Annotated in this window: 15 protein-coding genes and 1 riboswitch; of the genes, 1 reads left to right on the top strand and 14 read right to left on the bottom strand. The window is 48.2% G+C overall.

Annotation, left to right across the window (positions count from 1 at the left end; genetic code table 11):
- Positions 1-16 precede the first annotated feature (16 nt).
- The 9 genes from ispE to ABEW73_RS32430 form a co-directional block, all read right to left on the bottom strand.
- Positions 17-871: a 4-(cytidine 5'-diphospho)-2-C-methyl-D-erythritol kinase gene (gene ispE, locus ABEW73_RS32470; protein WP_213647961.1), complete on the bottom strand. Its 855-nt coding sequence runs from the start codon at positions 869-871 to the stop codon at positions 17-19.
- A gap of 173 nt (positions 872-1044) precedes the next feature.
- Positions 1045-1227 (bottom strand): small, acid-soluble spore protein, alpha/beta type, encoded by a 183-nt coding sequence (locus ABEW73_RS32465; RefSeq protein ID WP_076326546.1) that lies wholly within the window; start codon positions 1225-1227, stop codon positions 1045-1047.
- 232 nt (positions 1228-1459) lie between these two features.
- The gene (veg, locus tag ABEW73_RS32460) at positions 1460-1735 is read right to left on the bottom strand and encodes a biofilm formation stimulator Veg (RefSeq protein WP_006207415.1); all 276 of its coding nucleotides are present in this window, start codon (positions 1733-1735) and stop codon (positions 1460-1462) included.
- Positions 1736-2024: 289 nt separating this feature from the next.
- Positions 2025-2927: a sporulation peptidase YabG gene (gene yabG / locus ABEW73_RS32455; protein WP_430171313.1), complete on the bottom strand. Its 903-nt coding sequence runs from the start codon at positions 2925-2927 to the stop codon at positions 2025-2027.
- Positions 2928-3040: 113 nt separating this feature from the next.
- A complete protein-coding gene (gene rsmA / locus ABEW73_RS32450) occupies positions 3041-3925 on the bottom strand; it encodes a 16S rRNA (adenine(1518)-N(6)/adenine(1519)-N(6))-dimethyltransferase RsmA (protein ID WP_430171315.1) in 885 nt (294 codons plus the stop codon).
- On the bottom strand, positions 3922-4473 hold the full coding sequence (gene rnmV / locus ABEW73_RS32445; RefSeq protein WP_098741214.1) for a ribonuclease M5: 552 nt from the start codon (positions 4471-4473) through the stop codon (positions 3922-3924). Before rnmV ends, rsmA begins: the two co-directional genes overlap by 4 nt.
- A 180-nt stretch (positions 4474-4653) precedes the next feature.
- Positions 4654-5841, bottom strand: coding sequence for a G5 domain-containing protein (locus ABEW73_RS32440; protein WP_430171317.1), 1188 nt, complete (start codon positions 5839-5841; stop codon positions 4654-4656).
- Between the two features lie 271 nt (positions 5842-6112).
- Positions 6113-6327: riboswitch (cyclic di-AMP (ydaO/yuaA leader) on the bottom strand.
- 205 nt (positions 6328-6532) lie between these two features.
- The gene (locus ABEW73_RS32435; RefSeq protein WP_076326551.1) at positions 6533-7297 is read right to left on the bottom strand and encodes a TatD family hydrolase; all 765 of its coding nucleotides are present in this window, start codon (positions 7295-7297) and stop codon (positions 6533-6535) included.
- A gap of 96 nt (positions 7298-7393) precedes the next feature.
- A complete protein-coding gene (locus ABEW73_RS32430) occupies positions 7394-8683 on the bottom strand; it encodes an HD domain-containing protein (protein ID WP_430171319.1) in 1290 nt (429 codons plus the stop codon).
- Between the two features lie 322 nt (positions 8684-9005).
- Here ABEW73_RS32430 and ABEW73_RS32425 point away from each other — a divergent pair, with 322 nt between their 5' ends.
- On the top strand, positions 9006-9260 hold the full coding sequence (locus ABEW73_RS32425; RefSeq protein ID WP_006207408.1) for an AbrB/MazE/SpoVT family DNA-binding domain-containing protein: 255 nt from the start codon (positions 9006-9008) through the stop codon (positions 9258-9260).
- Positions 9261-9523: 263 nt separating this feature from the next.
- On the opposite strand, the gene rsmI is transcribed toward ABEW73_RS32425, so the two are convergent.
- The 5 genes from rsmI to holB all read right to left on the bottom strand — a co-directional run bounded on the left by rsmI (position 9524) and on the right by holB (position 13627).
- A complete protein-coding gene (gene rsmI, locus ABEW73_RS32420) occupies positions 9524-10417 on the bottom strand; it encodes a 16S rRNA (cytidine(1402)-2'-O)-methyltransferase (RefSeq protein WP_430171321.1) in 894 nt (297 codons plus the stop codon).
- Positions 10414-11181, bottom strand: a complete 768-nt coding sequence (locus ABEW73_RS32415) for a tRNA1(Val) (adenine(37)-N6)-methyltransferase (RefSeq protein ID WP_430171323.1) — start codon at positions 11179-11181, stop codon at positions 10414-10416. Before ABEW73_RS32415 ends, rsmI begins: the two co-directional genes overlap by 4 nt.
- 201 nt (positions 11182-11382) lie before the next feature.
- Positions 11383-11751 carry a DNA replication initiation control protein YabA gene (yabA, locus tag ABEW73_RS32410; protein ID WP_098741208.1) on the bottom strand — a complete coding sequence of 123 codons (369 nt, stop codon included), beginning with the start codon at positions 11749-11751 and terminating at the stop codon, positions 11383-11385.
- 32 nt (positions 11752-11783) lie between these two features.
- Positions 11784-12584: a PSP1 domain-containing protein gene (locus tag ABEW73_RS32405; RefSeq protein WP_076326556.1), complete on the bottom strand. Its 801-nt coding sequence runs from the start codon at positions 12582-12584 to the stop codon at positions 11784-11786.
- A gap of 56 nt (positions 12585-12640) precedes the next feature.
- The gene (gene holB / locus ABEW73_RS32400) at positions 12641-13627 is read right to left on the bottom strand and encodes a DNA polymerase III subunit delta' (protein WP_430171325.1); all 987 of its coding nucleotides are present in this window, start codon (positions 13625-13627) and stop codon (positions 12641-12643) included.
- Between the last annotated feature and the right edge of the window lie 189 nt (positions 13628-13816).

The raw sequence follows: 13816 nt of genomic DNA, 5'->3' as shown, positions 1-13816 counted from the left end.
TCAAACATAACCGTTTCTAAGTCAGTAGGCGAACGGCATACACTTCCTTACAGAATCCCCGCAGGCCATTGTAAATCCGGGCTACCTTGGATTCCTTGGAGACCAGACCAAAGACCGTAGGGCCGCTTCCGGACATGAGCGCACCGTCAGCTCCCAATTTCAGCATGCCTTCCTTCAGCTGCTGAACTTCCGGGTGCATCTTCAAGGTAACCTCCTCTAGCACGTTACCCAGCGATTGGCACATCTGCTGGAAGCTGCCTTGCGTAAGCGCCTCGACCATGCGCTCTGCCGATGGATGGCGCTGAATCTGCTCGCTGCGCAAACGGCCGTACACTTCCGCCGTCGACACATTGATCGGTGGCTTCGCCACGATCACCCAGCACTGCGGCGGGTTAGGGATCGGCGTGAGTACCTCGCCGCGCCCTGTAGCCAGTGCGGTGCCGCCAGTTACACAGAACGGCACATCCGAGCCGAGCTCTGCGCCCAGCGCCAGCAGCTCCTCCTGGGGGATACCCAGTCCCCAGAGGCGGTTCAAGCCGCGCAGTGTTGCCGCTGCATCACTGCTGCCTCCTGCGAGTCCAGCGGCAACGGGAATTTTTTTGTCCAGGTGAATATGCACACCCTTTTTCACGTCGTAGCGCTCTTTAATTAGTCTTGCTGCCTGAAAGGCCAAATTCTTCTCGTCCAGCGGTATGTACCCTGCTTGTGAGGTGATGATGATGGTATCCCGCTTCTGTTCGGACATTTCGAGCCGATCGGCGAGGTCGATCATCGTCATGACCATCTCTACCTCATGGAAGCCGTCAGGACGTTTATGAAGTACATCCAGCATCAAATTGATTTTGGCCGGTGCTTTTTCGTATATTTTCAAGAACGTTCACCTATCCTTAGCTTTTCCCATATGCTTGAACTTAACATATTCGAGGAAAAACATCTAATGCCTCTATATTAACAAACTCAGGCTTTGAAGTCATGGGACCGTTTGAGTAAACAAACAGGGGCTCCCGCTTAACCGGAAGCCCCTGCCGCATTATGGTCTTTCTCTTACAGATCGGATTTGCTGGCTGCCCGCTCGGCGAGCTCAATCGCCCGCTTTACCATGTTGCCGGCATCCTTGGCCTTAATGCCTCCCCAGCCTTCTTTTTCCACGGTATCGTAGAATCCCAATTCCTTAGCCAATTCGGTCTTCAATTGATCGGACATAATGCTTCGTCTTCTCCTGCTCATCAATCCCGCCTCCTTGGAAGATGTATTGAGTATGGCATGAACAGCATCCGGCGCGATGCAGTGGTATTTACGCCCCCCTGCAAGCTTAACCTCCATCACCGCATATGAAACGGACTAAAGAAGGCCTCGCGCAGCCTTAGTATGTGTTCAACCCCAGCTTGTCATTCCCCGGATCAATGGCAACAAAAAACAGCCTCCCTGTTAGTGGAGACTGCTCTCTCATGACATATCGTTATGACTTGATATAGGTGATTCGCATCTCGTTGTCATCACCGGTTACCATGATTTCCACGGTTTCGGTCAGAATATCGGCATAACTGTAGGACACACGTTTAAAAGTTTGCTGGTCTTGATCCAGCTTCACAATGAAAACAGAAGGGTACGTTTCTTCCAAAACACCAGTACGCTCGACGGTCTTCCGACGGCCACCGTTAGCCCGAAGCGTAATTTTTTGCCCTAAATGGGCATCGAGACTGCGTTTGATTTCCAACAGCGCGTTTTTAGCCATTGTCGACGACCACCTCTTTCCTTGTCCATTATACAAAAGATTCAGTCATTTGTCAATTCAAAAACATTAATTATATCAGCATCAAAAATATATTGTCAATGTATTTTTTTTGACCCTGTATTTCTCGTGTGTATTTGCTTTAATATCCGCTAAATTGACAAGCTTTATGTATTTTTTTTGACAACTTTCTTAAAGAATTGAAACAAAAAATAAAAAAACCCCAACTTGTGGGGTTCTTCTCGGTTCTTTCTCCAACAGCCAATACGCCTCATTTAGAACGCAATATGAGCTAACTGACCGAAGGCGTAACCTTCAACGTGGACAAATCCTGCAGCTTGGGCAGACCGATCCGGTAGCTGCCTCTCGTCTCGATTCCGCCCACGCCCTCGCTGCCGCTGATCGTATGATGAACGACATCATGGATGTTGACGGTATCCCTGACTGACGTATAGGCTGCCTTGGCGGCAACGTAGACGGGATCCAGCGCATGGATGAGGATTCGCCCTGGCGAGCTGGCAAAATTGGCTCCCGCCTGCAGCAGCGCTTCAAAATGCGACTGGCACGCCCCGGCAACAATGACCAGGGAATCCAGATTCCGCTCATATTGACGCGCTACCTGAATCGCCGTGACGAAGTTGTGTGAATTCTTATAGCTGTCCAGGCTATATAAATCGTATGGCTTTCGTCTCTTCAGAACTCCATCATGACCTGTAATCACCACGATATCAGGTCTTACCCGCGGAAGAAGACGATATAATGAATCGGCCATCCCCGACTCATTGATATAAAGGCCTTCCGCTGGGACCCGAAGCTGATTGTACAAGGTCAAACTCTTCTTCAGGTATTGGGGATCTCCATCCAAATGCAGCACCTTGCCCGGCACGTCAAAATATCCTTTATCCGCAAGCTGTCCGCCTTGAATATTGCGCAGGCTGGCCAGTTGACGCTCACTCTGCTCCTGTCTGTGCTTCTGCAGACGGTCCAGCGACTCATTGGCTTTGATCTGCGCCTGCTTTGTACGTTCGCTTAAGGTGGGATGCGGGACCGTGACCAAATCATCAATGGGAGCATCGGCCAGTAACCGGAATTCTGTCCCTTTGATGACGATATTATTATTTTGCCGCATGCCTTCTACCCGGAACGTTACATCGCCGCCGTAGGATTTACGAACGACCAAGTCTCCCAAGTTCATCACAACATCACCCCTACCCTATGGTATGGGCCACTGTGACTATTGGTTCTTACGAAACATCAATTTATCGCGTTAAATGCTTCGCGGGCCCTATGGGCTCTCTAATGGCTGTATTAACGAATATCCGCATGGTACAATATGTTGCTGAGCCGTGCATACTCTTCAATACTGAGGGTCTCACCGCGCCGTGAGGGCTCGATGCCCGCTTCCTGCAGCAGCTGCTCCAGCCGTTCACGGCCTTCTCCTGGAAAGAACCGGCTCTTCAGATTGTTGGCAATTGTCTTCCTCCGTTGTGCGAAAGAAGCCTGAACCACCTCGAAGAAGAATCCTTCGTCTTCTACGCTAACAGGAGGCTGTTCCCGGACCGCCAGGCGAATGACGGCCGAAGCGACATTCGGCTGCGGAATAAACACCGTATGCGGCACGATACAGACCAGTTTAGGCTCACTGTAATATTGAACGGCAATGCTAAGGCTTCCATAATCCTTGCTTCCTGGTGCCGCCGCCATCCGCTCTGCCACTTCTTTCTGAATCATTACCACGATGTTCTCCAGCGGCAGCTTTTCCTCCAGCAGTTTCATGAGAATCGGCGTCGTCACATAATACGGCAGATTCGCAACCACACTTACCTTCGATACGCCCGCAAAATCCTGACGGAACAGCTCATGAAGATCCACCTTCAGTACATCCCCATGATGCACCTTCACATTCTGATATGGCTCCAGGACCTCCCTCAGGATGGGAATCAGGCGTTGATCAATTTCGACCGCGGTGACGGTCCCTGCCGTCTGTGCCAGCTTCTCCGTTAATGCACCGATACCAGGGCCGATCTCAAGCGCTCCCTTATCTTTATCCAGTCCTGCAGCTTCCACAATTTTATACAGAATATTCTGATCAATAAGAAAGTTTTGACCCAGACTCTTCTTGAAGGAGAATCCATGCCGTGAGATGATCTCCTTCGTCCGTCTTGGTGTTGATATATCCTCGATCCGATTCATTGGCTTACGCCCCCTTCTTCCAGCTGTGCAAGTGCGGCCAGAAATTCTTCACGTGATATTTGAAACATGGCCAGTCGTTTATGGAACTGCTTGCTGTTGCAATAACCGATCCCCAGTAGATTACCCATCGTCATACGCCTTGCCGCCGCCTCCGGGTGAGCCGATAATCCGGCCTCCAGCATGTCCTCCAGACTGATCAGGCTCTCGCCACCCTCGAAGGAAGTATGGACCCGCTCCAGCGCACGCCGTATCGCCTCTGGCGAGGCATTCTCCACGCCGATATCCCCTTTGCGGGTAGCATCCGCTTCCGGAATAAAGGCATGCTTACAGCCGGGTACGCCCTGATCCACGATTTTACGGATCCGCTCCCCTGCATGGTCAGGATCCGTTAATATAATGACGCCTCTGCGCTCCTGAGCAAGCGCTATGCGTTTCAGGATTTGCTTGTTGATCGCTGATCCGCCCGTTTCGATCGTATCCGCTTCTACGGCCCGTTTAATGGCAACGGTATCGTCTCTGCCTTCCACAACAATCACTTCTTTAATCATGCGTTTGTTCTCTTCCTTCCCAAGCAAAGCCACGCTTGTACAACTTTAGATTCAACCATTTTTAGCTCTATGTTCTTAACAAAACAAAAGAAGAGGAAATATTCCCTCTTCTTCATCATTATATATTATAAGCTAAATAGTATAGCATTAGAATGGCATTGTAAATTGGAATTCATGCATCTAGTTCAATTCAGGTTTAACCGGACCGATCACATAAACGGTGCGGCCGCTCTTTCGGCCGAAACTCGTGGCCGATTTGAGTGAATCATAATAAACATCGATTTTGTTGCCTTTGATGGCGCCGCCCGTATCTTCAGCACGACGGAAGCCAATGCCTTCGATATAGACCCACCATCCGATCGGGATGATATTAGGGTCAACGGCGATGGTGCGCCCTTCTGTAACGCGTGTACCGGATGCAGTGCGTGTACCGATTCCTTGTTGCTCAGAAGAATACGCCGTCATTGACACATTGTTCAACACCTTGTTGTATTTAAAATCAACGCCTGCCCGAGAAACCACATTGTTCTGTACAGCCTTGGCGGTCGTTACTTTCTTCGTGCCGGACAATTTGGCCGGTGTGGCTTTCACATCGGTGGCTGCCGCCTGAACAATGACGGGCTTCTCCACCTTTTTCGTACCTACGGCAATAATTTTATCCTTCGTTCTGCGCTCGACCTCTTGAGAGACCTTCGTCTTGGAAACCAGCTTGCCATTGTGGTAGACCTTCTCATAATGGTTCACCATGAGACCAGATTCGCCCCGCTGAATCACGCGGTTATCCCCTCTTTCAAGCGATGGGTCGGCTGTTTTGATCACACGGAATTCCCGGTCTTCCGTCTCCTTAACTTTTTGTTTCGTGACGCGAACGACATGGATATTCATATTGCTGGTCAGCTTCGTGTTCTGTGCCGGTTGTACTATATCTTCACCCTGGATCGTAATACCAGCCTCTTTAAGTACATGATCAACCGTATCCTGGGATGTAAATATGGTTTTAGTTGTGCTGCCTACTGTAACTTTGACTGGAATTGCCCGTTCAATGATGATCCGGTCTCCATCCTGGATCGCGCCGTTTAAAGGCATCGAAATTTGATCCTGAGGACTCAACGTGATCGCTTGCTCATCCAGCAATTCCTGCAGCAATGATCCACGTGTTTCTACTGTGGTGACACGACCATCGACGACAAGCTGAACCTCCTTGCCTGACTGATCATGTACGACCAACGATATGAGAAGTGATACCGTAACGGCACCCATGGCACCGAGCAACATCAGTTGACGCAAATTGTCATGCTTCCATCTCAATGCGTAAGACATGCTGGATGATTGTGATTCATGGGTTTCTTCAGGTTGAAAAATGCCCACTATTCCATCCTCCTTCATAGTCCCGCCGTCTAGGTAAACGCATGAATGCATTTGACGTGACTATAGCAATTTTTCTCACAAGGCGCCCTGCTATCTATCTACACCCTGCGTCAATTCCCGTCATTTCGTCCATCTACCACCACCCCTTGTTTACCAAGAGTATGATGATCCCTTCTCCATTATTCAAAAATAAAAGAAAGCCAATGAAAGAGTACTAGAGGCTCTAACGTGGCTTCCTGATGATTAGAATCATGGAATTGGTATGCACGAGATTTCCCCTCTTATTTCGCTTACGGAGTTAGCTGTCGGGTTCGGACGTAAGAGAGACGCCCTAGATCCGGATACCCGCTCATGGCGAGATCCTTCAAATTCACCCCAAAGACCCGAAAAAGAAATCAAATACAGCTGCGTGCATTCAGACCAATATGCACGGCGGTATCGGTTCCCCCGTTCTCCAGAATTCCGGAGATTAAGCGAGACGGTTCATGAAATATTCGGCTACGATCTGCACATCGCAGCTTCTTATCACTGAAAAGATGATATCCTGTTTACATGCAGGTTGTAAAGCAACATTCAACCACATTTTCTCATGTAAAAGGTTAAAATATTGTAATATTGACGCCTTTTCTGATTAAAAAACTTTAATTAGTCGCGATTGCTCCCTTTTTCATCGGTTTTGCTCTCTTTTTTGTTAAATACCAAATCGTTCCAGTGCATTTTTGGTGGTAATTTGGGCCAATTCCTCATAGGACAACCCTCTAATCTCGGCTGCGGTCTCCGCCACCAATTTTACATATGCGGTCTCATTTCGTTTCCCGCGGAAGGGATGAGGTGTCAGATAAGGGGAGTCCGTTTCGATCAATAATCGATCCAGCGGAACCTGCGCCAATACCTCTTTGGGCTGCTTTGCATTCTTGAAGGTAATCGGCCCGCCAAATGAAATATGGAATCCCATATCGAGACATATTTTGGCCGTTTCCCAGCTTCCGGAAAAGGAATGCATGACACCGCCCACCTCGGAGGCCTTTTCCTCCCGTAAAATTTTGATGATATCTTCATGCGCATCCCGATTATGAATGACAATCGGCATGTTCAGTTCCCGGGCAAGCCCAATCTGACGTCGAAGGACCCGGTGCTGGACATCTTTCGGGGACGTATCCCAATAATAGTCCAAGCCGATCTCCCCAATAGCCACCACTTTCTCATGACTGCATAAAGAGGCGATCCAATCCAGGTCTTGATCCTCCATGGTAATCGCATCTACAGGATGCCAGCCCACCGCCGCATATATAAAATCATAAGTTTCTGCCAGCTTCATCGTAGTCGGGATCGTCTCTCGGTTAAATCCAATATTGATCATCCGTGTCACGCCGGCTTCAAGCGCGCGCTGAATTGCCTCTTCCCGGTCTTCGTCGAATTGGGGAGCGTCCATATGAGTGTGCGTGTCGAACAACATAAAATCCACACTCTCCTTCCTGTCGTTTCTATGTCATATATCTTCCATTAGCTGGATAAATTGCAGATGTGCCAAGCCTTGTCGATTCCCACTAGGCTAATATTGTTGTTTGAAAACATCGGCTATCTTCTCCGGCATTTGAGCCAGCAGCGGACTCACCTTCTCCTCCGGATAATAAAGATGGTATCGTCCTTTGTGAATACCGCTGATCGAGCGTACTATATCGGATACCTCCGAGATTTCCTTCAGCTCATCATGCCGATCGAGAAGCAGAATCTGTTTCTCGTTAAGCGGCATATCGGAATGAACTTTATCATAAGGAAGATCGGTTGGAAAATCAATCTCCAGGTCATATTCCGGATGTAATCCCGTGGCACGGAACGCTTGGCGTATCCCGTCGATGGTTTCCAGATCAATATTGTCGATTTCTACATATTTGTAGAGCTTACGATGCATGAAACGGCCGCATAATTCGCTAAGAAGCTTGTCTTCCTCTTCCGTCCATTGCAGAAAGGCCGTTTGGATTAGGGCTTCATCCAGACGCAGGTATTGATTCACGTCAATGTGGCCCGAAAACAATGCAGGAAGCGGTTCGACCATGAACCGAAAATCATATCCGCTGTCATGCAGTTCCTTTGCCCGGCGAAAGATTTGGCGCAGGATGATCTCGGAGCTTCGGGTGACGGGATGAAAATATACCTGCCAGTACATCTGATACCGTGACATCAGGTAATCCTCCACGGCGTGCATGCCCGATTCCTTCACAACGACCCGATCGCGGTATGGCCGCAGCATCCGCAAGATCCGGTCAATATCAATCGTTCCATAATTAACTCCCGTATAATACGCATCCCTTAGCAAATAATCCATCCGGTCTGCATCCAGCGGACTAGTGACCAGGTTTATCACAATCGGCTTATCGTAGGTTTTGTTAATCACGGAAGCTACTTTCTCGGGGAAATCCGCTCCGAGCTCTCGCAGTACCTGATTGACGCAAGTATCCCCAAGCAGGATCCGGCACGTCCAATCCTCGTGATTCATATGAAAAGCTTCTTCTATAGAATGAGAAAAAGGACCATGCCCCAAATCATGCAGCAGGGCCGCGCAGAGCGCAACTTGCCTTTCCTCGGCAGGCCAATCGGAGTACCCCCTCCGTTCGAATTGCGAGATGATTCTTCTCGTAATTTCATAGACTCCCAGTGAATGGGAGAATCGGCTGTGTTCGGCCCCGTGAAAGGTCAGAAAAGAGGTCCCAAGCTGTCTAACCCGGCGGAGCCGCTGGAATTCCGGGGTATCGATTAATCGCCAGATGATGTCGTCTTGCACATGAATATAATTGTGGACGGGATCCTTAAACACTTTTTCTTCCGAAATTGGTGAATGCATTCCATCTCAACTCCTTATCGTTTCGATTGGGTTTTAGCCGATAAACACTTCTTTTGACATCTAATGTCGAACTATGTCGAATAAGGTAAAATTGCGCTTTCCAAATCGACAAATCAAAAATCGTAACAAAAATTGGTTCGATTATGGTAATTACGTTGATATACAAGGGTTTTGTTCACTATACTTTCGTAAATAGGTTCCCATTTTTCAAAAATATAGGTTGACTGTTTTGGGAATCGTTGGTACTATAAATAACATAAAAACTAGAACTATGTCGAATTATGACTTTTTTAAATTATGGCGAGAGGGGCATTTATAAGTTATGATGAAATCAACAGGAATTGTAAGGAAAGTCGATGAGCTTGGACGGGTCGTCATTCCGATCGAATTACGCCGTACGCTCGGAATTGGTGAGAAAGATGCATTGGAGATTTATGTAGACGGCGAACGCATCATGCTTAAGAAATATGAGCCTGCCTGCATCTTCTGTGGTAACGCTGAGAATGTCACTTACTTCAAAGGTAAAATTGTTTGCCATGAATGTATCTCGGAAATCCCTACACCTGTGACAAATTAAGATTTATAGTATATAATAGCATTATTACATTTTGTTAATTCTAACCTTTTTCATATCTCCTTGGTGCCTTCCTCGGCTATGAACCCGGCCGCAGGAGGGTCTTTTTTTGATTAAAGAATTTATAAGTTTTCAGCGAAACGTAAGTAATTCTTTCATCTCATTTATTTGTTTTAAGTCCCGTAAAGTATTTGGAATAAGCATCGAGGCATAGGCCCCACTTTGTGGGGCTATTTTGTTATCCCCCTGCACCAAGTTAAGTATTATCACGACTCCGTCAGGAGCGCATTATAGATATCCCGCTTCGATACACCGCGATCACCCGCGGTTTTTTTCATGGCATCCTTGCGGCTTAGTCCTTCCCGCTCATAATGTTCCACATGCTCCTCCAGCGAAAGCTCCTGCCACCAAGCATTTTTCTCTTTCAGCTCCTCTTCTGCACTACCGGCTTCCACCACCAGACAATATTCCCCCAGCGGCGGATGTTCCGTGAGCCAGTCCAGACATTCGGAAATGCTCCCGCGCAAGAATTCCTCATAACGTTTAGTCAGTTCACGAGCCAAGGTCACCTTCCGATTTCCCAGTACCTCCTGCAAGATCTCTAGCGTCTTTTTCACGCGATGCGGAGATTCATAAAATAATAACGTTCCCTGCGCCGATTGCAAAGCTTGCAGTTGTTGAACGATATCTTTACGCTCCCGCGGCAAAAAGCCGATAAACGTGAATCGTTCGGTCGGCAAACCCGACACGATTAAGGCGGAAAGAGCGGCATTGGCCCCCGGGATCGGAATGACCGAAATTCCCGCTTCAATCGCAAGTGAAACCAGATCACTGCCAGGGTCCGAAATCGCTGGCAAACCGGCGTCACTGACGAGTGCCACATTTTTTCCTTCTATTATATAACGTATAATTTCAGGGCCGCTGGCCGCCTTATTATGCTCGTGATAACTAAACAACGGTTTAGCCGGAATTTCGAAATGGGTCAGCAGCTTGCGTGACTGCCGCGTATCCTCTGCCGCGATAATATCGCATTCCTGAAGAATGCGCACAGCGCGATAGGTCATATCCTCCAAATTACCGATCGGCGTTGCCACCAAATATAGAGAACCGGGGCTTCCCTCTCCCTGGTCGGCATAACTATGTTGCACAAGATTTCTCATTCTTTCGTCTCATCCTTATGTGTTCCATAGTAAATTTCCATAAAATCCGGTCCGTAGTTTCCTTGCTCATCATATACAATCAGCGGGGGCTTCAGCCGAACCTCGGGCTTCCCGTCCCGAATACCCTCGATAAGCACCATGTTTGCTTCCATATTCACACGTGGATGGACAAATCGGATGACTTTGGGCTCAATCCGGTATTTGCTCATCAAGGTGATGATCTCCGCCAGCCGTAGGGGCTTGTGGACCATGCTCATCTTTCCGCCTTGGCGAAGCAGCTTTGCACAGGATTCAATCACTTCCTCCAGCGTACAGTGGATTTCATGCCTGGCAATCGCCTGGTGCTCATTCAGCTTCAAGTCGCTGCCATTCATCGGCATATAGGGCGGGTTGACCGTAATCAGGTCGTACGCTCCATATCCTCTATCCTTGTATAGTTCCCGCAGATCGCCCTCATGGATGGTGATCTGGTCCTGGAGATTATTCATCTCGACGCTCCGTCTGGCCATGTCCGCAAGTCTGGGCTGAATCTCAATCCCCTCGATTAGCGCACCTGTACGAGTCGACAGCAGGATTGGAACAACCCCGTTTCCCGTACACATATCCAAAATACGGCCCCTGCGCGGTATGCTGGCAAACCTGGCGAGCAGGACGGCGTCCATGGAAAAGCTGAATACCTCCTCACTCTGGATAATGCCAAGCTCATGGGTGAGCAGATCATCAATCCGCTCGGATGATTGCAATAACACTTCTTTCAATTTCATAGTTTCAACCCTTTATCTCCAAAATTCCAAACACGCGTTTTTGGTGTATCGGCTCTCTACATAGTACCTGATAAAATGAAATACACAAAAGGCTGCTCTTCACATTGCATGACAAGCAGCCGGTATTGGTTCAATCGCGATCCTTACAGTATAACCTTTCCATTCTAGAAAAAAACCGTAGGCAGTTTCTCCTACGGCTTCTTATTTATTCAAAAAAGACAAGCAGAACAGGCAATCCCCTTCCGTCCGCAGATGTCCATAATAGACATTGCAGATGTGGAAGCCTTCATGATACAGCCGAGCCAGGTTATCATACCCCTCGCCGACCACATCTTCATGTTCCTCATCCTTCACATGAGGCTGAGGTTGTAAAGCCACTGGGTTTTCCAATTCTGCCGGATTGACTTCCCGCTTTAAAATTTTCCGGAGCTGTTCATTTTCAAGACTGAGGCGATGGTTCTCTTCCAGCAGTTCCTTGATGACCAGCTTAAGTCCACCCAGTTCACTGTGTATATTTCCCATCTGTGTTTCCAACTCTTGAATGAGCACAAAAATGTTTTTCTTCTCCAAGTCTACACCCCGAAAATAAACATTCTATTGGACTATTTGATGACAACGTCGTCCATTGGAAGTTCCTTAACCTTTCCAATTTCAAACAGCTGAACATGAACCGTCCGCTTATCCGCATTCAGTCCGACTACTTTGCCTTCTCCAAGCGAAGTAATGACCAATTTCCCAGCGGATGGAAGCTCTTCTTTCACGCTTTCATAATTATCATGCTCAAACTTCAGGCAGCACATCAATCTTCCGCATAGCCCGGAAATTTTAGTCGGATTGAGCGATAGGCTTTGATCCTTTGCCATCTTGATCGATACCGGCTCAAAATCACCAAGCCATGAGGAACAGCACAGTACGCGTCCGCAAGGTCCAAGACCGCCGAGCATTTTCGCTTCATCACGAACTCCAATCTGGCGAAGCTCGATTCTTGTACGGAATATACTGGCCAAATCCTTGACCAGTTCACGGAAATCCACACGGCCTTCGGCCGTGAAGTAGAAAATGATTTTGTTGCGGTCAAACGTAAATTCCACATCAACCAGCTTCATTTTCAGTTCGTGATCCCGAATTTTATTTAAACAGGTGGTGAATGCATCCTTGGCCGCTTGTTTGTTCTCTTCAACCACACGGGCATCGGAATCACCAGCGATCCGAATGACCTTCTTGAGTGGAAGGACAACGTCCGATTCACCAACCTCCTTCTTTCCTATCACAACTTGACCATACTCAATGCCTCTCGCGGTTTCCACAATGACGGATTGTTCCTTCTCCACGGGCAGGTCGAGCGGATCAAAGTAATATATTTTGCCCGCTTTCTTAAAGCGGACACCTACTACACTGTACAAAAATAAACCCCCTTGTGCCTGTACATAATGGCCATTCTGCGGGCCTGGGGGTGTGCTCACGCCGGAGTGTTACCGCCCAAACCCATCAATAACTGCTCTAAACTAAGCTGTCCATTGACATTATAGCGTAACTTCTTCTGACACTCTGCGGCCAAATCCATGTATGACACCCACTGTGCTGTGCTGCGGGTTGATGCATGACCAGAGATATACTCTGCCTGATCTATGAAAACGAGAGACTCTTTCCTTCCATACTGGACATGGATCATGTCCTTAAACCATAAATGAAACATACTGAACAATAGGTCCAGATGATCAGAGAGCTCGGTTTTGAACACTTTTTGACTCGCTGTGATAATTGCTGAGCCACTGCGGTTCAAAGACTCCTTCCCTAATTGTAACACTAGGTTTCTAATTTCTGCAAACCAATTCTCACTCAATATTTTCCTGCACTCATCAAGTCCTGACGAAAGATGGACTGCACAGCGTACAAGTGCGGCAGGATAACCTTCCCCTACAAGAACCTTCTCCATCATCTGCGGATCTAAAGCCCGGAATGGAACCTGCTGGGATCTCGATTGAATGGTAGGCAGAAGGGCTTGTCCATTCTCGGCAATCAGAATAGCTACAGCCGGCGCCTGGGGTTCCTCCAGAAATTTCAGCAGGCTGTTGGCTGCCTGCGTGGTCATCTTCTCCGCCCGGTCAATAATATAGACTTTGGGATTGCGATTCTCCGATCGATAGGAGAATATACGCTGAAGATCACGGATCTGATCGATCTTAATGCTGGCTCCATCAGGCTCAACCAACGTTAGATCGGGATGGTTGCCATGATCTACCTTGCGGCATTCCAAACACTGCCCGCAGGCATCGTCTTCAAGTTCCGTACAAAACAATGCCTTGGCAAACGTAAGCGCCGTCTGCATCTGTCCGGCACCATGGGGGCCGCTAAACAGATAGGCATGACTGACCGCATTACGTCGCAAGGCATTTTGCAGCAGTTGCTTCGCAGTCTCCTGACCTACGATATCATTAAAAGACATAAGTCCTCACTTTCTATCAATCATCATGATCCTCCATGACTTAGCAGTCATGAATCACGATAAGCTTTCTTGCTTCTTGCGACTAAAAGTGCGAGTTCAAAAAGGTCGGTTTTCAGCACCGAGAAGGTTGGATGAAGCTAGGGACTGAGGAGAGGAGCGTACGTTTTTGGTACGTGAGCACCGGAAGGC

The organism is Paenibacillus lautus, from assembly GCF_050482385.1.
Classification (GTDB): domain Bacteria; phylum Bacillota; class Bacilli; order Paenibacillales; family Paenibacillaceae; genus Paenibacillus_AQ; species Paenibacillus_AQ lautus_B.
This window is presented reverse-complemented; position numbering and strand designations above follow the sequence as displayed.

Excerpts from the sequence above, each read along its gene's own strand:
- ABEW73_RS32465 (WP_076326546.1), bottom strand. The coding sequence starts at position 1,227 with ATGAGCAGGAGAAGACGAAGCATTATGTCCGATCAATTGAAGACCGAA.
- veg (WP_006207415.1), bottom strand. The coding sequence starts at position 1,735 with ATGGCTAAAAACGCGCTGTTGGAAATCAAACGCAGTCTCGATGCCCAT.
- yabG (WP_430171313.1), bottom strand. The coding sequence starts at position 2,927 with ATGAACTTGGGAGACTTGGTCGTTCGTAAATCCTACGGCGGCGATGTA.
- rsmA (WP_430171315.1), bottom strand. The coding sequence starts at position 3,925 with ATGAATCGGATCGAGGATATATCAACACCAAGACGGACGAAGGAGATC.
- rnmV (WP_098741214.1), bottom strand. The coding sequence starts at position 4,473 with ATGATTAAAGAAGTGATTGTTGTGGAAGGCAGAGACGATACCGTTGCC.
- ABEW73_RS32435 (WP_076326551.1), bottom strand. The coding sequence starts at position 7,297 with ATGTTGTTCGACACGCACACTCATATGGACGCTCCCCAATTCGACGAA.
- ABEW73_RS32430 (WP_430171319.1), bottom strand. The coding sequence starts at position 8,683 with ATGCATTCACCAATTTCGGAAGAAAAAGTGTTTAAGGATCCCGTCCAC.
- ABEW73_RS32425 (WP_006207408.1), top strand. The coding sequence starts at position 9,006 with ATGATGAAATCAACAGGAATTGTAAGGAAAGTCGATGAGCTTGGACGG.
- rsmI (WP_430171321.1), bottom strand. The coding sequence starts at position 10,417 with ATGAGAAATCTTGTGCAACATAGTTATGCCGACCAGGGAGAGGGAAGC.
- ABEW73_RS32415 (WP_430171323.1), bottom strand. The coding sequence starts at position 11,181 with ATGAAATTGAAAGAAGTGTTATTGCAATCATCCGAGCGGATTGATGAT.
- holB (WP_430171325.1), bottom strand. The coding sequence starts at position 13,627 with ATGTCTTTTAATGATATCGTAGGTCAGGAGACTGCGAAGCAACTGCTG.